The sequence below is a fragment of the Duganella sacchari genome (assembly GCF_900143065.1).
Classification (GTDB): Bacteria; Pseudomonadota; Gammaproteobacteria; order Burkholderiales; family Burkholderiaceae_D; genus Rugamonas; species Rugamonas sacchari.
Map to the genome: position 1 here is coordinate 444,862 of NZ_FRCX01000006.1, position 22,173 is coordinate 467,034.

The window sequence follows — 22,173 nt, forward strand, 5'->3', positions numbered from 1 at the left end:
TTTCCCCTATCGAAACGATGAACGGGAGGTAAGCCATGCACGCCTTTTTCCACACCCAGGCCGCCCAGCGCCGCGTCCCCAAGGCCGCCGAAGCGCGCGCCCGCAGCCCGCGTCCGTGCCTGCTGCAGCTGACGGTGGAGGTGGAGGCCCTGAGCGCATTGCGCGCGCTGGTGGCCCGCACCTGCGGCGATGCGCTGCAGTTCATGCGCGTGGAAGTGTGCGACCACGGCGCCCGCGTCAAGGTCTGGCTATGCCTGTCGCGCGTGCTGGCCGGGCAGGTGATGGCGGCCGTGATGCGCGCCTTGCCGGGCGCGGAATTCGGCCGCCTGACGCCGCTGGCGCAGAGGTCAGCATGATTATCGCGATTGCCAGCCCCGGTGGCGGCGCCGGCAAGACCATCGTTGCCAACAACCTGGCGCTGCTGCGCGCGCGGGCTGGCCGCAAGGTGATGCTGGTCGATACCGACCCGCGCGCGGCGTCCTGCGCCTGGTGCAGCGAGCTGGCGGCGGCCGGCGTGCAGCCGCGCTTTGCCGCGCGTGCGATTACCGGCCGCGCGCTGCTCGATGAGCTGGAACTGCTGCGCGTGCGCTACAACGACATCGTGATCGACACCGAGGGCCGCGACACGGCCGAAAGCCGCGCTGCGCTGATCGCCGCGCGGCTGGCGGTGGTGCCGGTGACGCCCGAACAGGTCGACCTGGCCAGCCAGTACAAGCTGATCGCCCGTCTCAATTCTGCGCGCATGTTCAATCCGGGCCTGCGCGTGCTGTTTGTTCTGGTTGGCGGCGCCGACGCGCCCAGCGACGAGGAGCGCGCCGCCGTACGCGCCTACGTGGCGCGGGTGATGTCGGCCACGCTGGCCAGCACTGTGATTCACGGCGCCGCGCCAGCCGATATGGACGCGCTGTACCGCGAAGTTTTCAACCACTGAACCATTGAACCACTGATAGAAGAAAGTAGAACATGAAAAAGTTAGTACTCGCCGCAGCCGTTGTTGCTGCCTTGACCACGATCGCAGGCGGCGCCCGCGCCGAAGATGCCGCCGCGCCAGCCGCTGCGGCGCCGGACAATGCGGTCAGCTTCAACGCTGCGGTGATCAGCGATTACCGCTATCGCGGCATTTCGCAGACGCGCTTGAAACCGGCCTTGCAGGGCGGCGTGGATTATGTGAACAATCCGACTGGCCTGTATGTGGGCGCGTGGGCCTCGACCATCAAGTGGATCAAGGATGCGGGCGGTGATGGCAATGTGGAGCTGGACGTGTATGCCGGCAAGCGCGGGCAGGTGACGGCTGACGTGTCCTACGATGTCGGCGTGCTGACTTATGTGTATGCCTCCAACGCGCTGCCGGTCAATGCGAATACCACGGAAATTTACGGCCAGCTGGGTTATGGCCCGGCGTATGTGAAGTATTCGCATGCGACCACCAATCTGTTTGGCATCGCTAACAGCAAGAACAGTGGCTATCTGGATGTGGGCGCGAATATCGATGCGGGTGAGGGCTGGACGGTGAATCTGCATGCGGGCCGCCAGGAAGTGAAGCATAACGATGCTTCTTCCTATACGGACTGGAAGCTGGGCGTGACCAGGGACTTTGGCGTGCTCACCGGCGCGCTGGCCGTGATCGGCACCAACGCGGATAAAAACGCCTACGCCTCGCCGGCCAACGGCAAGTTCCTTGGCAAGACTGCGTTGCAGCTGACCGTCAGCAAGGTTTTCTAGGACGCGGGTTGGCGCGCAGCGGCCGAATGTTTGCGGCGGCTGCGCTGTTTACCGTGCTTGTGGCGTTTGCCAGCTGGAGCAGATTTGCTTTTCGCCGGTTTTGCGGTCACCTGCACGGCGGGAAGCGCCTGTGTTGTCGCCGGTGTTTGTGCCGGCGCGGCGTTGCTCGTAGTCATATTGGCCCCGAACAGGCGTGAAATGGCGGCTTTGTGCTGCGCGCGGCAGACGTCGGCCAGCACCCATAGCTCGCTGCCCGGGAAACGCAACCAGACGGTTTTCCAGGCGTTGCGGTTGCCGCTGCCTTTGAGGTTGGCGAAGCCCGATGGCGACACGGCTTGTTCGCCATATCTGATTTCTGCTCCCTGTACGACGGCAAAATAGTGGGTGCGGCCAAAACTGGCGCGCAACCTTGTGCCATCGGGCAGAAACAGCTGCTTCCACTGGTAGCCATCGTCCATTGTTGCTGCCTGCTCGGCCGGTGCGGCAGGGGCTGGGCTGATGTAGGCGCGGATCGCGTCGCAGATGATGGGTTCAAGCTGAAAATCCGGCCAGAAGAATCCGGAGTGTGCGCCCAATTCTTCCAGTACATCGGGAGGCAGGTGGATGATGCAATTGTAGGTATTCATTTGGGCGTGCATATGGGGTCTCCCAGAAAGGCGGTTTTACTAAGCGCTGCTAGTTCCTCCTAAGGAGTACTACTGTGCGCTATCGCTTACTAAAAATGACCGGGGGAACGCTAAATCTGTCGGTCTTTAGTATTAGAACCGTTGCACGATTTTTAGTTCCGCGTTTAGCGTTCCCTAGATCGAAATATTAGTAACGCGCGCCAGTTAGCAAGGGATAGGCAATTTTAGTAAAACCGCTTAAAAAGAAGCCCCCCATGCATGTCCTCCCGCCTACAAAGGGCAGGCGCGCGGAAACAGCGCGCTGGCGCAGGCGGCCGCTGGCAGAGGGCGGAAGACTTCCTGATACAGGTGGCGCACCTCAGGGGCACACAGCTTACGATCCTGCTTGTGGACTGCCAGCGCCAGTTCACTGTGGCGCGAGTGATAAGTATCGTGGCCGTCCTCAAGCACCAGCGTATCGGCCAGGCGCGCCTGCGGCAGCTGGGCGACAAACACCAGCAGACAGCCGGCCTGATGCGCCGTTAGTGGCCGGCGGCCATGGGCGACCGTCACCAATATCCGCACGCAGGGATTCACGGATTGCAGACGCTTCAGGCGTGCCAGCATGGCGGCGCCGTCGTCGCGTTCCAGCGACTCCGGGCGCAGCAGCACCAGCACCACGCTGGCGCGGGCTAGCGTGCTGGCCGGGGCGCTGCAGTCCGCCTGGTGCGCCGCGTTCACCACCAGATCGTCGTAGAGTTGCGCATCGTAAGGGCCGGGATTGGGCGCCACCAGCAGCACACGTTTGCCCGCAGCCACGCGCAGCATGGCCAGATCCTCCGCCAGATCGGCGACCGCGCTGTCGCCATCCACACCAGTGAGGGCGACGATCATATGGCCGCCATGGCGTGTGCCAGCGAATAGCGGGCTGCCGCCACCGACATCGCCGATGCCGATGCCGACGCCGATGACGCTGACGTTGACGACTCGGTGCGGTAAGCCGGAATGCTGTCCAGCGCCTCCAGCGCGGCGGCCAGCTTTTCCCTGCAAGCCGCCGTAGCGGGCACCATCGGCAGCCGCAGCTCATCGCGCAGCAAGCCTTGCATGCTCAGAGCCGCTTTCAAGGGCGCCGGATTCGGCTCCGAGAACAGCAGCTGCATCATGGGCAGCAGGCGCGCCGACAGGGAACGTGCCTCGGCAAGGCGCTGTGCGCGTACCAGATCGTACAGCTGCACATACAAATCCGTGCGGATGTGCGCGGACGCAGAAACCGCCCCGTGTGCACCGCCGCATAAGGCCGAAAACAGCAGCACATCGTCGCCGCACAGTACCGACAGCGGCGTGTGCTGCACCAGATCCGCCATCTGCTGAAGGCTGCCGCCGGCTTCCTTGATGGCGGCAAACTGCGGGCGTTCCGCCAGCCTACGCGCCGTGGCCAGCTCCAGGTGGACACCGGTGCGCGCGGGCACGTTGTACAGCACGATGGGCCGGGCGGTGGCGTCGGCAATCGTCTCAAAGTGGCGCAGCAAGCCTTCCTGCGATGGCCGCACGTAGGCTGGCGTTGAAACCAGATAGCCTGCCAGGTCCTCGTCGTCAAACTCCAGCACCCGGCTGGCGGCGGCAAAGGTATCGCTGCCGCCTATGCCCATCAGCACCGGGCAGCGCTTGTGCGCGACCTCCAGCACGGCCGCCAGCGCGGCGCTCTGTTCGGCCAGATCCAGCTGCGGCGCTTCGCCGGTGGTGCCGCATACCACCAGGCCGTGGGCGCCGTCGGCGATCATGCGGTCCGCCAGGCGCTGCAGCAATGACAGATCCAGCTCGCCGTGATGCATGGGCGTGACCAGTGGCACCCAGATGCCGTGTAAACAAGTGTCCATGATGTTCCTACGTCGTTGCGATGCCACCAGCGTAGCCCTGCGCCCGTAAAAATGGTCTAAAGAGTCGCACGCCGGGCGTAAAGAAAACATAAATTTTTACGCTTTGTTTACACCCCTCCGGCAAGTCTTTACAAAATCTTTAGACCCTTTTGGCTAACCTTCACAGCATCAAAACAAGACCTGTGAGGGTGTGATGGACTTTATATTTTTGGCAGCGACGCTGCTGTTCTACGCAGTGACCGTGGCCATGGCCGCCGGTTGCGACAAGCTGGGAGGCCAGCCATGAACACGTTCTATGTGATCGGCGCGATTGCCGCTGCCGGCCTGCTGGTCTACCTGGTGGTGGCCCTGCTCAAAGCGGAGGACCTGTAACATGACCACGCAATCGATCGTGCTGCTCATCGTGTTTCTGTCCGTGCTGCTGGCGCTGGCCTGGCCGCTGGGTATCCTGCTGACCCGCGTCGGCAATGGCGACGCCGGTACCAGCCCGCTGCCCGGCTTCGGCTGGCTGGCCCGTGTGGAACGCCTGATCTACCGCGCCGCCGGCATCGCCGGCCAGGATGGCAAGGTCGCCGGCCAGGGCTGGAAGTCCTATGCCTTCGCACTGCTGCTGTTTAGCGTGATAGGCGCCCTGGTCACCTATGGCCTGCAGCGCGTGCAACTGTGGCTGCCCCTGAATCCCCAGGCGATGGCCAATGTCAGCCCGGATTCCGCGTTTGACACCGCCGTGAGCTTTGTCGCCAACACCAACTGGCAGGGCTACGCTGGCGAGCAGACCATGAGCTACCTGACCCAGATGCTGGTGCTGGCTGGCCAGAACTTCTTCTCGGCCGCTACCGGGATTGCCGTGGCCTATGCGCTGATCCGCGGCTTTGCCTCGCGCTCGGCGCAGTCGATCGGCAATTTCTGGGTCGATGTCACGCGTTCGACGCTGTACGTGCTGCTGCCGCTGTCGCTGATCCTGTCGGTATTCCTGATGGGCCAGGGCGTGATCCAGAACTTCTCGGCCTATCAGGACGTGCAGCTGATCGACCCGGTCACCTATACCCAGCCGAAAGTGGGCGCCGATGGCCAGCCGCTCAAGGATGCCAAGGGCGAGCCGGTCACCGAAACGCTGACCGCCACCACCCAGAACATCGCCATGGGTCCCGTGGCCTCGCAGGAAGCCATCAAGATGCTGGGCACCAATGGCGGCGGCTTCTTCAACGCCAACTCGGCGCACCCGTATGAAAATCCTACGGCGCTCAGCAACTTTGCCGAGATGCTGGCCATCTTCCTCATCCCGGCCGCGCTGTGCTTTGCGTTTGGCCGCATGGTCGGCGACCAGCGCCAGGGCTGGGCCGTGCTGGGCGCGATGACGGTGCTGTTTGTGATCTGCACCTGCGTGCTGATGGGCGCCGAACAGACTGCCCACCCGGGCCTGCAGGCCTTGAACATCGACCAGTCGGCCAGCGCGCTGCAGTCGGGCGGCTACATGGAAGGCAAGGAAACGCGTTTCGGCATCAGCGCTTCGTCGCTGTTCGCGGCGGTCACCACCGCTGCCTCGTGCGGCGCCGTCAACGCCATGCACGACTCGCTGACCCCGGTCGGCGGCCTGATACCGATGCTGCTCATGCAGTTCGGCGAAGTGATTTTCGGCGGCGTCGGCACCGGCCTGTATGGCATGCTGGTATTTGCCATCCTGGCCGTGTTCATCGCCGGCCTGATGATCGGCCGCACGCCGGAATACCTGGGCAAGAAGATCCAGTCGTATGAAATGAAAATGACCTCGATTGCCATTCTTGTCACGCCGACGCTGGTGCTGGCCGGTACCGCAATTGCCGTGCTGTGCGAGGCGGGCAAGGCCGGCATCGCCAACCCGGGCGCGCACGGCTTCTCGGAAATCCTGTACGCGTTCACCTCGGCCGCCAACAACAACGGCAGCGCGTTTGCCGGCCTGTCCGCCAACACGCCGTTCTACAACACCATGCTGGCGATTGCCATGTGGTTCGGCCGCTTTGCCATGATCGTGCCGATCCTGGCGATTGCCGGTTCGCTGGCCGGCAAGCAGCGCCTGGACGCCAACGCCGGCACCATGCCGACCCACGGCGGCATGTTCATCGGCCTGCTGTGCGGCATCGTGGTACTGGTCGGCGTGCTCAATTACGTGCCCGCGCTGGCGCTGGGTCCCGTCGTCGAACACTTGCAGCTGTTTGCAAAATAAGGAGTCACCATGTCACAAGCAACGCAAAAAGAGATGACCCTCTTTACCAACCCACCGGCCCAGAAACTGCGCATGTTCGACTCGCAGCTGGTGGTCCCTGCCATCGTCGACTCGTTCCGCAAGCTGCACCCGCGCACCCAGCTGCGCAGCCCCGTGATGTTCGTGGTGTATGTCGGCAGCATCATCACCTCACTGCTGGCGGTGCAGGCGCTGACCGGCCAGGGCGAAGCGCCGGCCGGCTTCATCATCGCCGCCTCGGTGTGGCTGTGGTTCACGGTGCTGTTTGCGAACTTCGCCGAAGCGCTGGCCGAAGGCCGCAGCAAGGCGCAGGCAGCCTCGCTGCGCAGCCTCAAGCAAACCGTCACCGCCAAGAAGCTGGCCACGCCCAAGCATGGCACCACCTGGCTGCCGCAGGCGGCGCTGGACCTGCGCAAGGGCCACTACATCCTGGTCGAAGCGGGCGACGTGATCCCGATTGACGGTGAAGTCATCGAAGGCGTGGCCTCGGTCGACGAAAGCGCCATCACCGGCGAATCGGCGCCCGTGATCCGCGAATCGGGCGGCGACTTCTCGTCGGTGACGGGCGGCACGCGCGTGCTGTCGGACTGGCTGGTGGTCAAGGTCACGGCCAATCCCGGTGAGACCTTCCTCGACCGCATGATCTCGATGGTGGAAGGCGCCAAGCGCCAGAAGACGCCCAACGAAATCGCGCTGACGATACTGCTGGTGGCGCTGACCATCGTGTTCCTGGTAGTGACCGTGACGCTGCTGCCGTTCTCGCTGTTCTCGGTGGCTGCCGCCGGTGCCGGTACGCCCGTCACCATCACCGTGCTGATCGCGCTGCTGGTCTGCCTGATCCCGACCACCATCGGCGGCCTGCTGTCGGCCATCGGCGTGGCTGGCATGAGCCGCATGATGCAGGCCAATGTGATTGCCACCTCGGGCCGCGCGGTGGAAGCGGCGGGCGACGTCGACGTGCTGCTGCTGGATAAAACCGGCACCATCACGCTGGGCAACCGCCAGGCCTCGGCCTTCGTGCCGGCGCCCGGCGTCAGCGAGCAGCAACTGGCCGACGTTGCGCAACTGGCCTCGCTGGCCGACGACACGCCGGAAGGGCGCAGCATCGTGGTGCTGGCCAAGCAGAAGTTCAATATCCGCGAACGCGAGATGGCCACGCTGAACGCCACGTTTGTGCCGTTCACCGCGCAGACGCGCATGAGCGGCGTGGATATTGCCGGCCGTGAAATCCGCAAGGGCGCAGCCGACACTGTGCGCAAATACGTCGAGTCGCTGGGCCAGCCCTATCCGGTCGACACCGCGCGCGCGGTCGACGACATTTCACGCCGCGGCAGCACGCCGCTGGTGGTGGTCGATGGCGGGCGCGTGATGGGCGTGGTCGAGCTCAAGGACATCGTCAAGGGCGGCATCAAGGAGCGCTTTGCCGAGTTGCGCCGCATGGGCATCAAGACCGTCATGATCACCGGCGACAACAAGCTGACCGCCGCCGCGATTGCCGCCGAAGCGGGCGTGGACGACTTCCTGGCCGAAGCTACGCCCGAAGACAAGCTCAAACTGATCCGCAGCTACCAGGCCGAAGGCCGGCTGGTGGCCATGACCGGCGACGGCACCAACGACGCTCCGGCGCTGGCCCAGGCCGACGTCGCCGTGGCCATGAACTCCGGCACCCAGGCCGCCAAGGAAGCGGGCAATATGGTCGACCTGGACTCGAATCCGACCAAGCTGCTGGAGATCGTCGAAATCGGCAAGCAGATGCTGATGACGCGCGGCTCCTTGACCACGTTCTCGATCGCCAACGACATCGCCAAATACTTTGCCATCATCCCGGCCGCGTTTGTCGGCACCTTCCCGCAACTGAAGGCGCTTGACGTCATGCAGCTGGCCAGCCCGGCGTCGGCCATCATGTCGGCGGTGATCTTCAACGCCCTGATCATCGTGGTGCTGATCCCGCTGGCGCTCAAGGGCGTGCAGTACCGCGCGATCGGCGCCGTGGCCCTGCTGCGCCGCAACCTGCTGCTGTACGGCGTGGGCGGCATCATCCTGCCCTTCATCGGCATCAAGGCCATCGACCTGCTGCTGACCGCCTTTAATCTCGTCTAACTCATCTGCCCCCGCGCTGCGGGGGCGCTACAAGGAGCCATCATGGCATCGCAACTGCGTCCCGCCCTCACCATCTTTGCCGCCCTGACGCTGGTCTGCGGCGTACTGTATCCGCTGGCCGTGACCGGTATCGGCAGCGCCGCGTTTAACGCGCAAGCGGCCGGCAGCATCGTAGAAGTCAACGGCAAGGCGGTCGGCTCGTCGCTGATCGGCCAGGCCTTCACCTCGCCGCAGTACTTCTGGGGCCGGCCATCGGCCACCGCGCCCATGCCCAACAACGCCGCCGGCTCGGGCGGCGCCAACCAGGGGCCGACCAATCCCGCCCTGATCGACGCCGTCAAAGCCCGCATCGACGCGCTGCACGCGGCCGAAACGGCCAGCGGCGTGCCATCCGGCGCCGCCATCCCCATCGACCTGGTCACCGCCTCGGCCAGCGGCCTCGATCCCGACATCAGCGTGGCCGCGGCGCGCTACCAGGCCGCCCGCATTGCTGCTGTCCGCCAACTCGGCGCCGAACAGGTCGCCGCCCTGATCGCGGCCCACCAGCAGCAGCAGTGGCTGGGCTTCTTTGGCGAACCGCGCGTCAACGTGCTGGCGCTGAATCTGGCGCTGGACCGCGCCAAGCCCTACGTGAAAGGGTAAAATCCGCGCATGGCCATGTTCCCCTCCGACCCCGTCCGTCAGGATCCCGCGCGACCTGATCCCGATGCGCTGCTGGCGCAGGTGCAGGCGCAGGAGCGCAAGGCCGCGCGCGGCAAGCTGCGCATCTACTTTGGCGCCTCGGCCGGCGTCGGCAAGACCTACGCCATGCTGGCCGCCGCGCGCAAGCTGCAGGACAGCGGCCAGCCGGTGCTGGTGGGCGTGGTGGAAACCCATGGCCGCGCCGACACCGCCGCCATGCTGGCCGGGCTGGACCTGCTGCCGCTGCGCGCGGTCGAGCACCGCGGCAAGCGCATTGCCGAATTCGACCTCGATGGCGCACTGGAACGCCGGCCGCCATTGATCCTGATGGACGAACTGGCGCACTCCAACGCGCCCGGCTCGCGCCACCCCAAGCGCTGGCAGGACGTCGAAGAACTGCTGGAAGCGGGCATCGACGTGCTCACCACCGTCAACGTCCAGCACCTGGAAAGCCTCAACGACGTGGTGGGCGGCATCACCGGCATCCGCGTCGGCGAGACCGTGCCCGACACCGTGTTCGACCAGGCCGACGAAGTGGTGCTGGTCGACGTGCCGGCCGACGAACTGCTGGCGCGCCTGCGCAGCGGCAAGGTGTACCAGGCGCCGCAGGCCGAACGCGCCGCCAAGAACTTTTTCCGCAAAGGCAACCTGATCGCGCTGCGCGAGCTGGCGCTGCGCCGCACCGCCGACCGCGTCGAAGACGACGTGCGCGCCTACCGCGTCGAACAGTCGATAGCCGACATCTGGAAGACCGGCGCCGCGCTGCTGGCCTGCGTGGGGCCGCGCGCGGACGGCGAACACACGGTGCGCAGCACGGCGCGCCTGGCCGGCCAGCTCGGCACCGGCTGGCATGCCGTCTACGTCGAGACGCCGGCCCTGCAGCGCCTGCCCGCCGCCCAGCGCGAGCACATTCTCAAATCGCTCAAGCTGGCCGAAGAACTGGGCGCCACCACCGCCGTGCTGTCCGGCCAGGACATCGCGCTGGCGGCGCTTGACTACGCGCGCAGCCACAATCTGTCCAAACTCGTGGTCGGCCGTGGCCACCGCACCTGGCCGTGGCGCGCGCCGCACATCAAGCGGCTGGCGCAGTTCGCACCGGACCTGGACCTGATTGAAATTGGCGTGCCGCGCAACGAGGCGGCCATGCCCCGCACTGACACCAGCGACGGCGATGGCCACGGCGGCCGGGAGCAGGGCAGCAGCGATGGCCTGGGCAGCGCAGGCGCCGAACTGGCCGGCGTGGCGCTCGACCAGCGCCGCCCGGCCACCGGCTACCTGATCGCGGCCGGCGCCAGCATCGCCACCGCGCTGGCGGCCACACCGCTGCTGGCCTACCTCGACCTGGCCAACATCGCCATGCTGTTCCTGCTGGTGGTGGTGCTGGTGGCCGTGCGCTATGGCCGCGGCCCGTCGGTGCTGGCCACCTGCGTCAGCGTCGCCTGCTTCGACTTCTTCTTCGTGCCGCCGCGCTTCACGCTGGCCGTCAGCGATTTCCAGTACGTGATCACCTTTGTGGTGATGCTGGCGGTCGGCCTGATCACCGGCCACCTGACCTCCGGCCTGCGCTTCCAGGCGCGCGTCGCCTCGCAGCGCGAACGCCGTTCGCGCGCACTGTACGAATTTGCGCGCGAACTGTCCGGCGCCCTGCAGACCGAACAAATCTTCGACACCACCCAAAGTGCCATCCAGCGCGCGTTCCGTGCCCGTGCCACGCTGCTGCTGCCCGACGACGACGGCCGCCTGCAAGCGCCCGCGCCCAGCGACAGCACCGCGCGCACCCACCTGTCCATGCTGGACACCGGCATCGCCCAATGGGCGTTCGACCGCGCCGAAGCTGCCGGCCTGGGCACCGGCACCTTGCCGGCCAGCCGCATCTTCTACCTGCCGCTGGTGGCGCCGATGCGCACGCGCGGCGTGCTGGCGATCGAACCCGAGCAGCGGCGCTGGATCCTGATTCCCGAACAGCGCCAGCAACTGGACACGTTTGCCGCGCTGGCCGCCATCGCGCTTGAGCGCGTGCACTACATCGAAGTGGCGCAGAACGCGCTGGTCAGCATGGAATCCGAACGCCTGCGCAACTCGCTGCTGGCGGCGCTGTCGCACGACCTGCGCACGCCACTGACCTCGCTGGTCGGCCTGTCCGAAGCGCTGGCCGGCTCGCGTCCGGCGCTCAGCGAGGCCCAGCAGGCGAGCGCCCAGGCGCTGCACGACGAAGCGCGGCGCCTGAGCACCATGGTGGCCAACCTGCTTGACATGGCGCGCATCCAGAGCGGCGACGTGCAGTTCAACCTGCAATGGCAGCCGCTTGAAGAAGTGGTGGGCAGTGCCTTGCGCGCCTGCAGCGCCGCGCTGCAGCAGCACCGCGTCAGCACCCGCCTGCCGGCCGACCTGCCGCTGCTGCGCTACGACGCCGTGCTGATCGAGCGCGTGCTGGCCAACCTGCTGGAAAACGCCGCCAAATATACGCCGCCGGGCGCGCGCATTGAAATCAGCGCCGCGCTGCACGGCGCCTGGCTCAACGTCATGGTTTATGATGACGGCCCGGGCCTGCCGCCCGGCCGCGAAGAAGCGCTGTTTGAAAAATTTACGCGCGGCGAGCGCGAATCGGCCAAGCCCGGCGTCGGCCTGGGACTGGCCATCTGCCGCGCGATCGTCAGCGCGCATGGCGGCAGCATCCACGCCGCCAGTGGCCATGGCGTCGCCAGCCCGGCCTCGCCGCTGGGCGGCGCCGCCTTCACCTTCACGCTGCCGCTGGGCACACCACCGGCCATGCCGGACGAGGAATAAGATGAACGACACCGCGCCGACCGCCCTGCTGGTCGAAGATGAACCGCAGATCCGCCGCTTTGTGCGCGCCGCGCTGGAAGAAGAGGGCTGGCAGGTGCACGAAGCGCCGGGCCTGCAGCGCGGCCTGATCGACGCCGGCACCCGCAAGCCCGACCTGATCGTGCTGGACCTGGGCCTGCCCGACGGCGACGGCATCGACTTCCTCACCGACCTGCGCAAATGGTCCAGCGTGCCCGTGATCGTGCTGTCGGCGCGCGTCAGCGAAGCCGACAAGATCCGCGCGCTCGACGCCGGCGCCGACGACTACCTGACCAAGCCCTTTGGCACCGGCGAACTGCTGGCGCGCGTGCGCGCCACACTGCGCCGCCAGCGCCAGCCGGCCGCCGACAGCGCGGGCCTGGTGCAGTTTGGCGACATCGCGGTCGACCTGCAGCACCGCCGCGTCACGCGCGCGGGCCAACATGTGCACCTGACGCCGACCGAATACCGCCTGCTGGCGGTGCTGGTGGCCAATGCCGGCCGCGTGATGAGCAACCCGCAGCTGCTGCGCGCCGTGTGGGGACCGTCGCAGGCCGAGAACGGCCACTACCTGCGCATCTACATGGGCCACCTGCGCCACAAGCTCGAAGCCGACCCGACCCAGCCACGCTACCTGCTCACGGAAACTGCAGTCGGCTACCGCCTGCAACTGCCGTAGGCGCGCCTCAGCTGCGCACCATGACCTGGTAGCCGCGATGGTCGCCCAGCGGCTGGAAGCTGCGCCGCTGCAGCATCTGCATCATGAGCGAACCGGCATGGCAGGCCACCACCAGGCTGCGGTGCTGGTAATGGGTGCAGAAAAAGTTCACCAGCGCCGCGCCGACGCCGCGCTGGCGGAAGCGCGGCGCCACCGACACCGCATGCAGCTCGCGCTCCGGCCCCTTGTTGCCATCCAGTCCCAGCACCATCATATAGGCGGCCAGCTCGCCGTCCATCTCCGACACCCAGAATTCGATCGGCACCACGCTCTGGCCGCCGGTCCACAGCTCGCGCATGGCCGCGCCTTCCGTGATGCCCTGGCGGAAAGCGTCGGCCAGCGTGGCCTGGCGCGCGCTGTCGGTGACCGCCGCGTCAAAGCCGCCGGCCTCGCCGGCCAGCGTGGTCAGCTGGACGATGGCCGGCACGTCGGCCAGCACCGCGCGGCGGATCGTGGCTTCCAGCCGGTGGCGATGGCGCGCCATCCTGGCCTTGCGCTGCAGGCTGCTGCTGTGGCGCAGCAGGCGCTGCACCAGATCGCGCACCTGCCATGTCAGCAGCGCCGCCAGACCGTAAAAGGCGGCGCTTTGCAGCAGGTCGTACAGCAGCATGGCGGCGCCGTCGCGCTGGCGCATCAGATAGAAGTCCAGCACGCGCGCGCCGCTCGCGCCCAGCACCGCCAGCAACGTGGCGCCGCGGCCCAGACGCCAGGCGCACAATGCCACCGGCAGCATATAGAACGGCGAGAACGACAGCGAGGCGCCGCTGCCGATATCGAGCACAAAGATCAGGGCCAGCAGGCCGGTGGCGCATAGGGCGACCTCGCGCGCAGCTGCGCGCCGCAGCCGCCGCACCATAGCAGAAGAGAGGAATGGACGAAACATGGCGCCAGCCTAAGGGCTGAACTGCTGAGCTGCAACTTGATTCTTGTATAGAATTGTTTCGCGTTTTTCCTAATCGATAAGGCTTTTGCTGCTATGTAAATTCTATTTGCTCAGGGTACGCATGGCGCGTTCCAGGCCATCCATGGTCAGCGCGAACATGCGGTTGTTCATGAGCTGGCGCATGATGGACACCGACTGCCGGTATTGCCAGAGGCCTTCCGGTTCCGGATTGAGCCAGACGAATTTCGGGAACGCCGCCGTGAAGCGCGCCAGCCACACGCTGCCGGCCTCCTCATTGTTATATTCCACCGAACCGCCCGGTTGCAGGATTTCGTACGGGCTCATGGTGGCATCGCCGACAAAAATCAGCTTGGTGTCGGGCGGGTATTTGCGCAGGATGTCCCAGGCCGGGAAGCGCTCGGCATGGCGGCGCCGGTTATTCTTCCACAGGTGGTCGTAGACGCAGTTATGGAAGTAAAAGAACTCCATGTTCTTGAACTCCGACTTGGCCGCCGAGAACAGCTCCTCGGTGCGTTCGATGTGATCGTCCATGGTGCCGCCGACGTCAAACAGCATCAGCACCTTGATGTTGTTTTTTCGCTCAGGCTGCATCTTGATATCGAGGTAGCCGGCATTGCTGGCGGTGGCGCGGATGGTGTCGTCGAGCGCCAGTTCCTCGGCCGCGCCGTGGCGTGCAAACTTGCGCAGGCGGCGCAGCGCCACCTTGATGTTGCGCGTGCCGATTTCGCGCTCGCCGTCGTAATCCTTGTAGCTGCGCGCCTCCCACACCTTGACCGCGCTGCGGTTGCCGCCCTTGCCGCCGATGCGGATGCCTTCCGGATTGGTGCCGCCGTGGCCGAACGGCGAAGTGCCGCCGGTGCCGATCCAGCGGTTGCCGCCCTCATGGCGCTCCTTCTGCTCCTGCATGAGTTCACGCAGCCGGTCCATGAGCTTGTCGTAGCCGAATTTCTCCAGTGCCGCGATCTGCTCCGGCGTCAGCTCGCGCTTCATGCGCTGCACCAGCCAGTCGAGCGGAATGCTGGCCTGCTCGTCAAACACCGCGTTGATGCCCTTGAAGTACTGGCCAAACGCGCGGTCGAACTTGTCGAAGTGGGCCTCGTCCTTGACCAGCGTCAGGCGCGCCAGATAATAGAAATCGTCCAGCGAGGCGGTGATGACCTGCCGCTGCATCGCCTCCAGCAAGGTCAGGAACTCCTTGATGGTGACCGGGATTTTCGCATCCTTGAGCGTGAAGAAAAAATCGATGAGCATGTCAGCGCACTCCGTGCCGGGCCAGCTTGTCGCGCAGGTGGGCCTTGACCTCCGGCCATTCGCCGGCCGTGATGCTGTACATCACCGTATCGCGCACCGTGCCGTCGCGGCGCACCGCGTGGTGGCGCAGCACGCCATCCTTTTTCGCGCCCAGGCGCTCGATGGCCGCCTGCGAGGCATGGTTGAAATTGTCGGTGCGCAGGCCCACCAGCGCCGCGCCCAGCGTTTCAAACGCGTGGGTCATGAGCAGCAGCTTGCAGGTGGTGTTGACATGGGTGCGCTGGTGGCGTTTGCCATACCAGGTATAGCCGATCTCGAGCCGGCCGATGGCGGGCACGATGTCGTGGTAGCTGGTCGTGCCCATGAGCGCACCGCTGGCCGCGTCCACCACGGCAAAGGCCAGCCGGGTCGGCCGCTGCGCGATGGCCTTATGGATATAGGCGTCCACCTCGTGCGGCTCCGGCACCGAGGTCACGCGCAACTGCCACAGCGCGCCATCTTCCGCAGCAGCGCGCAGCGCGGGCGCGTGGTGCAGGCCCAGCGGCTCGAGGCGCACGCCATGCAGCGTCAGCGTGAGCGGCAGCGGCGTTTCGAACGATGCGCTCATCGGTTGGCCCGCACCATGCTGATCAGGCGCTCGAACAGGTGGACATCCTGCTCGTTCTTGAGCAGCGCGCCGTGCAGCGGCGGCACGATGGCTTTCTGGTCCTGGCTGCGCAGCGCCTCGGGCGGAATGTCTTCCGCCATGAGCAGCTTGAGCCAGTCGAGGAATTCCGAGGTGGACGGCTTCTTCTTGAGGCCCTGCACCTCGCGCACCTCATAAAAGGTCTGCAGCGCCTGCGCCAGCAGCTCCTGTTTCAGCTGCGGATAGTGCACGCGCACGATCTGCTCCATGGTGTCGCGGTCGGGGAACTTGATGTAGTGGAAGAAGCAGCGGCGCAGGAACGCGTCCGGCAGCTCCTTCTCATTGTTGGAGGTGATGATCACCAGCGGACGGTGCGTGGCCTGCACCATTTCGCGCGTCTCGTAGACGTAGAACTCCATGCGGTCCAGTTCGCGCAGCAGGTCATTCGGGAACTCGATGTCGGCCTTGTCGATTTCATCGATAAGCAGCACCACCGGCGCGGGTGCGGTAAACGCCTGCCACAGCACACCCTTGACGATGTAGTTGTGGATATCGCGCACGCGCTCGTCGCCGAGCTGGGAGTCGCGCAAACGCGACACGGCGTCGTATTCGTACAGGCCCTGCTGCGCCTTGGTGGTGGACTTGACGTGCCACTGCATCAGCGGCATGTTGAGCGCGGCCGCCACTTCCTCGGCCAGCATGGTCTTGCCCGTGCCCGGCTCGCCCTTGATCAGCAGCGGGCGCTGCAGCGTGAGCGCGGCGTTGACGGCCAGCTTCAGATCATTGGTGGCGACGTACTGGTCGGAGCCTTCAAAACGTGCTTGCATGGGGGATATCCGGAGTCAAAAAGATCAAACAGTATAGAAGGAAACGCTAGAGGCCGGGCTCGGGACGCGGCCGGGACCTGTGTTGTTTATAAAAAATACTTGGGTTAGAATCCCTGCACAAATAGTACAAAAGTCAATATAGTGACACCGTGGTAGTAGTATCCGAAATACGCTGTATCCGTTTACTTACTTAGAGACACCATGAAAAAACTCACCGCACTCCTCGTGCTCGCAGGCTTGTCCCACGTCGCCGTCGCTGCGGAAGTTGTGGGCAGTGCCCAGAACGCCAAAGCCAAGATCGAAATGTGCATCGGCTGCCATGGCATTCCCGGCTACAAAGCCACCTTCCCCGAAGTGTACCAAGTCCCCATGATCGGCGGCCAGTCGGCCAAGTACATCGAAAGTGCGCTCCAGGCTTACAAAAAGGGTGACCGCAAACATCCGTCCATGAAGGGCATTGCCGCCACTTTGTCGGACCAGGATATTGCCGATGTCGCGGCGTTCTACTCGCAGCAGACCCGCACTGCCGACCCGAAATGAGGACCGAGTTCATGAAAAAACTGATCGCTGCACTGGGCTGCACCCTGATCGCTGCCGGCGCCCACGCGGGCGGCAACGTCGATTCCGGCAAGGCGCTGACTGAAAAATACGCGTGCTTCAGCTGCCACGGCAAAGACTTCAACACCCCGATCGACCCCAGCTATCCCAAGCTGGCCGGCCAGCACAAGGACTACCTCGAGCACGCGCTCAAGGCCTACAAGCGCGGCGACGGCGCCAATGGCCGCAACAACGCCATCATGACGGGCCAGGTCAAACCGCTGAGCAACCAGGACATCCAGGACCTGGCCGCCTACCTGCACAGCCTGCCCACCAGCCTGGCCGTGCACCGTTAACAATCCGGGGTCAGTTCTTGCAATCCAACACGAGCTCTGCTGTAGCGGCCGCTACAGCAGAGCTCGTGTTGGATTGCAAGAACTGACCCCGGATTACAGGCGGCGTTTGATGGCTTCGATGTAGGCCAGGCCGTCGGGCGGGGTGCCGGTGCGCTGGGCGTTCCAGATCATTTCGCCCAGGCATTCCATGATCTCGTGCTGGGCCGCATGGGCGTCGTCGCGCTTGAGCGTGAGCTCGGTGGCCAGCGCGCGGATGCCGGGCGGCTGGTCGATCGAGATTTGCTCGTCAATCGACAGGTGCATCGACAGGTGCAGGAAGGGATTGGCCTGCGCGCCTTCGACCTGGTAGTTGCGCGTGAGCGCCGTCTCGACGTCGCCCAGCACGTCGTGGTATTCGGGATGGTGGCGTATCCAGTCGGCCGCCATGGTTTCCAGCGGCGTCAGGATCTCGTTGGCGTGCTGCTTGCGGAAGGTCTCGCAGAAAAAGCGGCGCACATCGTCGGAAGAGGGATTAAACATGGCGCCATTGTACCTGTTGCAGCGGTCCCGCAGGCGGCGCTGCTGGTAAGATGGCGGTTTGACCAACTTGCCATGGATGCCATGCTGAACCAATCCGCCCTCGATACCCTGTTCTACAACGCCCACACCCACAATGGCTGGCAGGACCGCCCGGTCGACGATGCCGTGCTGCAGCAGCTGTACGACGCGCTGCGCTGGGCGCCGACCGCTGCCAACGGCGCGCCGGCCCGTCTGGTGTTTGTGCGCTCGGCGGAGGCCAAGGCCCGGCTTGCGCCGGCGCTGTCGGAAGGCAATCTGGCCAAGACCCTGGCCGCGCCCGTCACCGTGATCGTTGGCATGGACATGGAGTTCCATGAAAAGCTGCCGCAGCTGTCGCCGGCGGTGGATGCACGCTCCTGGTTTGCCGGCAATGACGCGGCGATCCAGGCGACCGCGTTCCGCAATTCCTCGCTGCAGGGCGGCTACCTGATCCTGGCGGCGCGCGCGCTGGGCCTGGACGTGGGGCCGATGTCGGGCTTTGACCACGCCAAGGTCGATGCGGCGTTCTTTGCCGGCACGCCGGTCAAGTCCAACTTCCTCATCAATCTCGGCTATGGCGACGCCAGCAAGGTGCGTCCGCGCGCGCCACGCCTGTCGTTTGACGAGGCTTGCCAGATCGTCTGATGGGTTGCCGCTGCAGATAAAAAAACGGGACAGCCTAGGCTGTCCCATGTTGCATCAGACGCTGTTTTTGCCATCGCTGGCCGCCGCTGCGCAGTCAGGCTGCTCGGCGGTGGTGGCCAGCGCGGGCGCCGCCGGGGCGGACGCCGGCGTGCTGCGCGCATGGGGCTGGCGCAGATAGCGCGAGCCATGACGGCGCTCATGTCCATTGGGCGGCCAGGTCAGGAAGCGCGACAGCTCCTGCAAGGCGCGCTGATAGACTTCGCGCTTGAATTCAATCACGACATCGAGCGGGACCCAGTAATCATGCCAGCGCCAGGCGTCAAATTCCGGATGGTCGGTCAGGCGCAGGTTGACGTCGTTGTCGCGCGCACACATGCGCAACAGGAACCAGATCTGCTTCTGGCCACGGTAGTGGCCGCGGATTTCCCGCTTGATGAAATGGTCCGGCACCTCGTAGCGTAGCCAGTCGCGGGTGCGACCGACGATCTTGACGTGCTCGGCCCGCAGACCGATTTCCTCTTCGAGCTCCCGATACATCGCCTGTTCCGGCGTTTCTCCGTATTTGATACCGCCTTGCGGAAACTGCCATGAGTGCTCGCGCACCCGCTTGCCCCACCACACCTCGTTATGGGCGTTGAGCAGGATGATGCCGACGTTGGGCCGAAACCCTTCACGATCGAGCATATTGCACCTCAAACTTTCTGCGGCTGTGCTCCCGTCTTATCTTTTTGCCCACAAAATGGCATACCGGCGGGGTTTTCGGGATACGAAAACGGCCGGCGGGCCCTGATTTGAACGCATTTGTATAAAGTATGGGTGCATCAGCCAGCTAATCCTTTAAAATTAGGTTGATTATAACTCTCTCTTTTTAAAAAGAATTCACCGTATGCGCGCGTCACGTTTTTTTATTTCCACGCTTAAAGAAGCACCTTCGGATGCCGAGATCGTCAGCCATCAGTTAATGATGCGCGCCGGCATGATTAAACGGCTGGGTTCGGGCATTTACACCTACATGCCGATGGGCCTGAAAATCATCCGCAAGGTCGAAGCCATCGTCCGTGAAGAAATGAACCAGTCCGGGGCCGTCGAGCTGCTGATGCCGCTGATTCAGCCGGCCGAACTGTGGCAAGAGACCGGCCGCTGGGACAAGATGGGCGCCGAACTGCTGCGTATCAAGGACCGTCACGGCCGCGAGTTTGCGTTCCAGCCCACGGCGGAAGAAGTCATCACCGATGTTGTCCGTTCGGAAATTAAATCCTACCGTCAACTGCCGTTGAATTTTTACCACATCCAGACCAAATTCCGCGACGAACGCCGTCCGCGTTTCGGCCTGATGCGCGGCCGCGAGTTCACCATGAAGGATGCCTACTCGTTTGACCGCGACCTGGCCGGCATGCAAGCGTCGTACCAGATCATGTATGACGCCTATGTGCGTATCTTCAACCGTTTCGGCCTGAAGTTCCGTGCGGTAGCAGCCGATAACGGCGCGATTGGCGGCACCGGCTCGCACGAATTCCACGTGATCGCCTCCACCGGCGAAGACGCGCTGGTGTACTGCCCGACCTCGGACTACGCGGCCAATATGGAAGCGGCCGAAGCGCTGGCGCTGAACGCCACCCGTCCTGCCGCCGCGCAGGCGCTGAGCAAACCGGCGACGCCAGGCGCGACCAAGTGCGAGCAGGTGGCCGAACAGCTGGGCCTGCCGCTGTCGCAAACCGTCAAGACCTTGGCGCTGACTGTTGAAAACGAGCAGGACGGCAAAGTCACTAAACAGTATTTCATGTTGTTGTTGCGTGGCGACCACGAACTCAACGAAGTCAAGGTCGGCAAGGTGGCGGGCCTGAGCGCGCACCGCTTCTCGACCGAGCAGGAAATCCTCGAGGTCTACGGCTGCGTGCCGGGCTACCTGGGACCGATCAACACCAAGCTGCCAGTCACCGTGGTGGCCGACCGCACCGTTGCCAACATGGCCGATTTCGTCTGTGGCGCCAATGAAGAAGGCTACCACTACACGGGCGCCAACTGGGGCCGCGACTGCGCCGAGCCACAGATCGTCGCCGACCTGCGCAACGTGGTGGAAGGCGACGCCTCGCCGGACGGCAAGGGCGTGCTGGCGATCGAGCGCGGCATCGAAGTGGGCCACGTGTTCCAGCTCGGCACCGCCTACTCGGCAGCCATGAAAGCCACCTTCCTCGACGAAAATGGCAAGCCGGCGCCACTGCAGATGGGCTGCTACGGCATCGGCGTCACGCGCATCCTGGGCGCCGCCATCGAGCAGAACTTCGACGACAAGGGCATCATCTGGCCGACCGCGATTGCGCCGTTCGAGCTGGTGCTGTGCCCGATGGGCATGGACCGCAGCGACGCGGTCAGGGAGGCGGCCGAGCAGCTGTACGCACAAGCCACCGCCGCCGGCATCGACGTGATCCTGGACGACCGCGGTCAGCGCCCTGGCCAGATGTTTGCGGACTGGGAGCTGATCGGCGTGCCGCACCGCGTGGTGATCGGCGACCGTGGCCTCAAGGAAGGCAACCTGGAATACCAGGGCCGCCGCGACACCGAAGCGAGCGTCGTGCCGGTGGCCGAGATCCTGGCCTTCATCCAGGGCAAAATGGCGCAGTGAGCATGTGGCTGTCCCGCTGGCTGATGGCGGCGGTGCTGGTGTTGCTAGCGTTGCTGGCACCGCTGGCGCTGGCCGGCAACCAGAAGGAAGAAGCGCTGGCCGACTCGGTGCGGCTGGCGCTGTCCAACGCCATCAAGGACGCGACGCCGCCGACGCCGGCGTTCCGCAATCCGTCCGACCGGGCGCGCTACCAGAACTGGCTGGAAACCATGTCCTACCGGCTGCAGCGCAAGCTGCCGGACGACCAGACCCGCAGCGAATTCCTGGCCACGGTCTGGTACGAAGCGCGCCGCGCCGGGCTGGATCCGGGCATGGTGCTGGGGCTGATCCAGGTGGAATCCGCCTACCGCAAATATGCCGTCTCGCTGGCTGGCGCGCGCGGCTACATGCAGGTGATGCCGTTCTGGACCAATGTAATCGGCGACCGCAACCGGCGTGCGCTGTTCGACATGCAAACCAATCTGCGCTACGGCTGCGCCATCCTGCGCATGTACATCGACATGGAAGCGGGCAACCTGTTCCTGGCGCTGGGCCGCTACAACGGCAGCCGCGGCAAGCCCGACTATCCCAACGCCGTGCTGGCCGCCTGGAATCACTGGAAGTAAGCGTCGGGGCATAAAAAAACCGGGGCGATCCCCGGTTTTTTTTCGGCTCTGACTCCAGCTTATTTCAGGTGGTCGGAAATGAGCTTGGTCATTTCGAACATGGAAACCTGGGCTTTGCCGCCGAATACGGCTTTCAGCTTGTCGTCGGCGTTGATCATGCGGCGGTTGGCCGGATCTTGCAGATCGTGCTTTTTGATGTAATCCCACACTTTTTTGGTCACTTCGGTACGCGGCAGGGCTGCTGCACCGACGACGGCGCCCAGGGAGGCGGATGGCGTCATCGCTTTCATGAAGGCGGCGTTAGGCTTACGTGCCGCAGGTGCTTTTTTCGCTGCTGGCTTGGCTGCTGCTTTTACAGGTGCTGCTTTTTTTGCGGCAGGCTTTGCCGCCGGTTTCTTAGCTGGTGCTGCTTTTTTGGCTGTTGCCATATTCGAGCCTCCTTAACGTACACATAGAAAATTGCGCAATTGATCGCACCGGCTAATATTGGTGGGGTTTTAACCTGTGCGCAAGTGTTTTTCGCGTTTTTTCCCG

General features: G+C 64.6%; 24 protein-coding genes. 14 read left to right on the plus strand and 10 right to left on the minus strand.

Annotated elements, in window-relative coordinates; genetic code table 11:
- Positions 1 to 35 precede the first annotated feature (35 nt).
- From BUA36_RS30350 to BUA36_RS16000, 3 genes are read left to right on the plus strand one after another with little or no spacing between them, the layout of a single operon-like run.
- On the plus strand, positions 36 to 356 hold the full coding sequence (locus BUA36_RS30350; RefSeq protein ID WP_139260597.1) for a hypothetical protein: 321 nt from the start codon (positions 36 to 38) through the stop codon (positions 354 to 356).
- The gene (locus BUA36_RS15995) at positions 353 to 931 is read left to right on the plus strand and encodes an AAA family ATPase (protein WP_072786133.1); all 579 of its coding nucleotides are present in this window, start codon (positions 353 to 355) and stop codon (positions 929 to 931) included. Before BUA36_RS30350 ends, BUA36_RS15995 begins: the two co-directional genes overlap by 4 nt.
- A 32-nt stretch (positions 932 to 963) precedes the next feature.
- A complete protein-coding gene (locus tag BUA36_RS16000) occupies positions 964 to 1,722 on the plus strand; it encodes a TorF family putative porin (protein ID WP_072786134.1) in 759 nt (252 codons plus the stop codon).
- Here the strand turns inward: BUA36_RS16000 and BUA36_RS16005 are convergent.
- The 3 genes from BUA36_RS16005 to dapA form a co-directional block, all read right to left on the minus strand.
- Positions 1,719 to 2,348, minus strand: a complete 630-nt coding sequence (locus BUA36_RS16005; protein WP_072786135.1) for a hypothetical protein — start codon at positions 2,346 to 2,348, stop codon at positions 1,719 to 1,721. The two genes, BUA36_RS16000 and BUA36_RS16005, sit on opposite strands and share 4 nt — an antisense overlap.
- Before the next feature lie 270 nt (positions 2,349 to 2,618).
- Positions 2,619 to 3,221, minus strand: coding sequence for a hypothetical protein (locus BUA36_RS16010; protein ID WP_072786136.1), 603 nt, complete (start codon positions 3,219 to 3,221; stop codon positions 2,619 to 2,621).
- On the minus strand, positions 3,218 to 4,204 hold the full coding sequence (gene dapA / locus BUA36_RS16015) for a 4-hydroxy-tetrahydrodipicolinate synthase (protein WP_084560184.1): 987 nt from the start codon (positions 4,202 to 4,204) through the stop codon (positions 3,218 to 3,220). The genes BUA36_RS16010 and dapA overlap by 4 nt, the downstream gene beginning before the upstream one ends.
- A gap of 282 nt (positions 4,205 to 4,486) precedes the next feature.
- Between dapA and kdpF the strand changes: the two genes are divergently transcribed.
- The 6 genes from kdpF to kdpE are packed head-to-tail and all read left to right on the plus strand — an operon-like array spanning position 4,487 to position 12,690.
- On the plus strand, positions 4,487 to 4,576 hold the full coding sequence (gene kdpF / locus BUA36_RS16020; RefSeq protein ID WP_072786137.1) for a K(+)-transporting ATPase subunit F: 90 nt from the start codon (positions 4,487 to 4,489) through the stop codon (positions 4,574 to 4,576).
- A 1-nt stretch (position 4,577) separates the two neighbouring features.
- Complete coding sequence (gene kdpA / locus BUA36_RS16025; protein ID WP_072786138.1) at positions 4,578 to 6,407, plus strand: potassium-transporting ATPase subunit KdpA; 1,830 nt, start codon at positions 4,578 to 4,580, stop codon at positions 6,405 to 6,407.
- Between the two features lie 33 nt (positions 6,408 to 6,440).
- On the plus strand, positions 6,441 to 8,525 hold the full coding sequence (gene kdpB / locus BUA36_RS16030; RefSeq protein WP_072786139.1) for a potassium-transporting ATPase subunit KdpB: 2,085 nt from the start codon (positions 6,441 to 6,443) through the stop codon (positions 8,523 to 8,525).
- Between the two features lie 42 nt (positions 8,526 to 8,567).
- Positions 8,568 to 9,167, plus strand: coding sequence for a potassium-transporting ATPase subunit KdpC (gene kdpC / locus BUA36_RS16035; RefSeq protein WP_072786140.1), 600 nt, complete (start codon positions 8,568 to 8,570; stop codon positions 9,165 to 9,167).
- Between the two features lie 15 nt (positions 9,168 to 9,182).
- Positions 9,183 to 11,993 carry a two-component system sensor histidine kinase KdpD gene (gene kdpD, locus BUA36_RS16040; RefSeq protein ID WP_072786210.1) on the plus strand — a complete coding sequence of 937 codons (2,811 nt, stop codon included), beginning with the start codon at positions 9,183 to 9,185 and terminating at the stop codon, positions 11,991 to 11,993.
- Position 11,994: 1 nt separating this feature from the next.
- A complete protein-coding gene (gene kdpE, locus BUA36_RS16045) occupies positions 11,995 to 12,690 on the plus strand; it encodes a two-component system response regulator KdpE (protein ID WP_072786141.1) in 696 nt (231 codons plus the stop codon).
- 7 nt (positions 12,691 to 12,697) lie between these two features.
- Here the strand turns inward: kdpE and BUA36_RS16050 are convergent, their stop codons facing one another.
- The 4 genes from BUA36_RS16050 to BUA36_RS16065 form a co-directional block, all read right to left on the minus strand.
- Positions 12,698 to 13,612 (minus strand): GNAT family N-acetyltransferase, encoded by a 915-nt coding sequence (locus tag BUA36_RS16050; protein ID WP_084560185.1) that lies wholly within the window; start codon positions 13,610 to 13,612, stop codon positions 12,698 to 12,700.
- A gap of 102 nt (positions 13,613 to 13,714) precedes the next feature.
- Positions 13,715 to 14,884, minus strand: a complete 1,170-nt coding sequence (locus BUA36_RS16055) for a vWA domain-containing protein (RefSeq protein WP_072786143.1) — start codon at positions 14,882 to 14,884, stop codon at positions 13,715 to 13,717.
- A 1-nt stretch (position 14,885) separates the two neighbouring features.
- Complete coding sequence (locus BUA36_RS16060) at positions 14,886 to 15,491, minus strand: GNAT family N-acetyltransferase (RefSeq protein WP_072786144.1); 606 nt, start codon at positions 15,489 to 15,491, stop codon at positions 14,886 to 14,888.
- Entirely contained in the window at positions 15,488 to 16,336 is an 849-nt protein-coding gene (locus BUA36_RS16065; RefSeq protein WP_072786145.1) for an AAA family ATPase, read from the minus strand. Before BUA36_RS16065 ends, BUA36_RS16060 begins: the two co-directional genes overlap by 4 nt.
- A 201-nt stretch (positions 16,337 to 16,537) precedes the next feature.
- On the opposite strand from BUA36_RS16065, the gene BUA36_RS16070 reads away from it, so the two are divergent.
- Together BUA36_RS16070 and BUA36_RS16075 are read left to right on the plus strand one after the other, a co-directional pair.
- Entirely contained in the window at positions 16,538 to 16,876 is a 339-nt protein-coding gene (locus BUA36_RS16070; RefSeq protein WP_072786146.1) for a c-type cytochrome, read from the plus strand.
- A gap of 11 nt (positions 16,877 to 16,887) precedes the next feature.
- Positions 16,888 to 17,229, plus strand: coding sequence for a c-type cytochrome (locus BUA36_RS16075; RefSeq protein WP_072786147.1), 342 nt, complete (start codon positions 16,888 to 16,890; stop codon positions 17,227 to 17,229).
- Between the two features lie 93 nt (positions 17,230 to 17,322).
- Here the strand turns inward: BUA36_RS16075 and BUA36_RS16080 are convergent, their stop codons facing one another.
- A complete protein-coding gene (locus BUA36_RS16080) occupies positions 17,323 to 17,748 on the minus strand; it encodes a DUF1841 family protein (protein WP_072786211.1) in 426 nt (141 codons plus the stop codon).
- A gap of 81 nt (positions 17,749 to 17,829) precedes the next feature.
- Here BUA36_RS16080 and BUA36_RS16085 point away from each other — a divergent pair, with 81 nt between their 5' ends.
- The gene (locus BUA36_RS16085) at positions 17,830 to 18,411 is read left to right on the plus strand and encodes a malonic semialdehyde reductase (protein ID WP_072786212.1); all 582 of its coding nucleotides are present in this window, start codon (positions 17,830 to 17,832) and stop codon (positions 18,409 to 18,411) included.
- A gap of 54 nt (positions 18,412 to 18,465) precedes the next feature.
- On the opposite strand, the gene BUA36_RS16090 is transcribed toward BUA36_RS16085, so the two are convergent.
- Positions 18,466 to 19,095, minus strand: coding sequence for an RNA pyrophosphohydrolase (locus tag BUA36_RS16090; RefSeq protein WP_072786148.1), 630 nt, complete (start codon positions 19,093 to 19,095; stop codon positions 18,466 to 18,468).
- Positions 19,096 to 19,297: 202 nt separating this feature from the next.
- Here BUA36_RS16090 and BUA36_RS16095 point away from each other — a divergent pair, with 202 nt between their 5' ends.
- Together BUA36_RS16095 and BUA36_RS16100 are read left to right on the plus strand one after the other, a co-directional pair.
- Positions 19,298 to 21,034, plus strand: a complete 1,737-nt coding sequence (locus tag BUA36_RS16095; protein ID WP_072786149.1) for a proline--tRNA ligase — start codon at positions 19,298 to 19,300, stop codon at positions 21,032 to 21,034.
- Positions 21,035 to 21,036: 2 nt separating this feature from the next.
- A complete protein-coding gene (locus BUA36_RS16100; protein ID WP_072786150.1) occupies positions 21,037 to 21,639 on the plus strand; it encodes a lytic transglycosylase domain-containing protein in 603 nt (200 codons plus the stop codon).
- 59 nt (positions 21,640 to 21,698) lie between these two features.
- Here the strand turns inward: BUA36_RS16100 and BUA36_RS16105 are convergent, their stop codons facing one another.
- Positions 21,699 to 22,067 (minus strand): SWIB/MDM2 domain-containing protein, encoded by a 369-nt coding sequence (locus tag BUA36_RS16105; RefSeq protein WP_072786151.1) that lies wholly within the window; start codon positions 22,065 to 22,067, stop codon positions 21,699 to 21,701.
- Positions 22,068 to 22,173: the final 106 nt, after the last annotated feature.

Excerpts from the sequence above, each read along its gene's own strand:
- BUA36_RS30350 (WP_139260597.1), top strand. The coding sequence starts at position 36 with ATGCACGCCTTTTTCCACACCCAGGCCGCCCAGCGCCGCGTCCCCAAG.
- BUA36_RS15995 (WP_072786133.1), top strand. The coding sequence starts at position 353 with ATGATTATCGCGATTGCCAGCCCCGGTGGCGGCGCCGGCAAGACCATC.
- BUA36_RS16000 (WP_072786134.1), top strand. The coding sequence starts at position 964 with ATGAAAAAGTTAGTACTCGCCGCAGCCGTTGTTGCTGCCTTGACCACG.
- BUA36_RS16005 (WP_072786135.1), bottom strand. The coding sequence starts at position 2,348 with ATGAATACCTACAATTGCATCATCCACCTGCCTCCCGATGTACTGGAA.
- BUA36_RS16010 (WP_072786136.1), bottom strand. The coding sequence starts at position 3,221 with ATGATCGTCGCCCTCACTGGTGTGGATGGCGACAGCGCGGTCGCCGAT.
- dapA (WP_084560184.1), bottom strand. The coding sequence starts at position 4,204 with ATGGACACTTGTTTACACGGCATCTGGGTGCCACTGGTCACGCCCATG.
- kdpF (WP_072786137.1), top strand. The coding sequence starts at position 4,487 with ATGAACACGTTCTATGTGATCGGCGCGATTGCCGCTGCCGGCCTGCTG.
- kdpA (WP_072786138.1), top strand. The coding sequence starts at position 4,578 with ATGACCACGCAATCGATCGTGCTGCTCATCGTGTTTCTGTCCGTGCTG.
- kdpB (WP_072786139.1), top strand. The coding sequence starts at position 6,441 with ATGACCCTCTTTACCAACCCACCGGCCCAGAAACTGCGCATGTTCGAC.
- kdpC (WP_072786140.1), top strand. The coding sequence starts at position 8,568 with ATGGCATCGCAACTGCGTCCCGCCCTCACCATCTTTGCCGCCCTGACG.
- kdpD (WP_072786210.1), top strand. The coding sequence starts at position 9,183 with ATGTTCCCCTCCGACCCCGTCCGTCAGGATCCCGCGCGACCTGATCCC.
- kdpE (WP_072786141.1), top strand. The coding sequence starts at position 11,995 with ATGAACGACACCGCGCCGACCGCCCTGCTGGTCGAAGATGAACCGCAG.
- BUA36_RS16050 (WP_084560185.1), bottom strand. The coding sequence starts at position 13,612 with ATGTTTCGTCCATTCCTCTCTTCTGCTATGGTGCGGCGGCTGCGGCGC.
- BUA36_RS16055 (WP_072786143.1), bottom strand. The coding sequence starts at position 14,884 with ATGCTCATCGATTTTTTCTTCACGCTCAAGGATGCGAAAATCCCGGTC.
- BUA36_RS16060 (WP_072786144.1), bottom strand. The coding sequence starts at position 15,491 with ATGAGCGCATCGTTCGAAACGCCGCTGCCGCTCACGCTGACGCTGCAT.
- BUA36_RS16065 (WP_072786145.1), bottom strand. The coding sequence starts at position 16,336 with ATGCAAGCACGTTTTGAAGGCTCCGACCAGTACGTCGCCACCAATGAT.
- BUA36_RS16070 (WP_072786146.1), top strand. The coding sequence starts at position 16,538 with ATGAAAAAACTCACCGCACTCCTCGTGCTCGCAGGCTTGTCCCACGTC.
- BUA36_RS16075 (WP_072786147.1), top strand. The coding sequence starts at position 16,888 with ATGAAAAAACTGATCGCTGCACTGGGCTGCACCCTGATCGCTGCCGGC.
- BUA36_RS16080 (WP_072786211.1), bottom strand. The coding sequence starts at position 17,748 with ATGTTTAATCCCTCTTCCGACGATGTGCGCCGCTTTTTCTGCGAGACC.
- BUA36_RS16085 (WP_072786212.1), top strand. The coding sequence starts at position 17,830 with ATGCTGAACCAATCCGCCCTCGATACCCTGTTCTACAACGCCCACACC.
- BUA36_RS16090 (WP_072786148.1), bottom strand. The coding sequence starts at position 19,095 with ATGCTCGATCGTGAAGGGTTTCGGCCCAACGTCGGCATCATCCTGCTC.
- BUA36_RS16095 (WP_072786149.1), top strand. The coding sequence starts at position 19,298 with ATGCGCGCGTCACGTTTTTTTATTTCCACGCTTAAAGAAGCACCTTCG.
- BUA36_RS16100 (WP_072786150.1), top strand. The coding sequence starts at position 21,037 with ATGTGGCTGTCCCGCTGGCTGATGGCGGCGGTGCTGGTGTTGCTAGCG.
- BUA36_RS16105 (WP_072786151.1), bottom strand. The coding sequence starts at position 22,067 with ATGGCAACAGCCAAAAAAGCAGCACCAGCTAAGAAACCGGCGGCAAAG.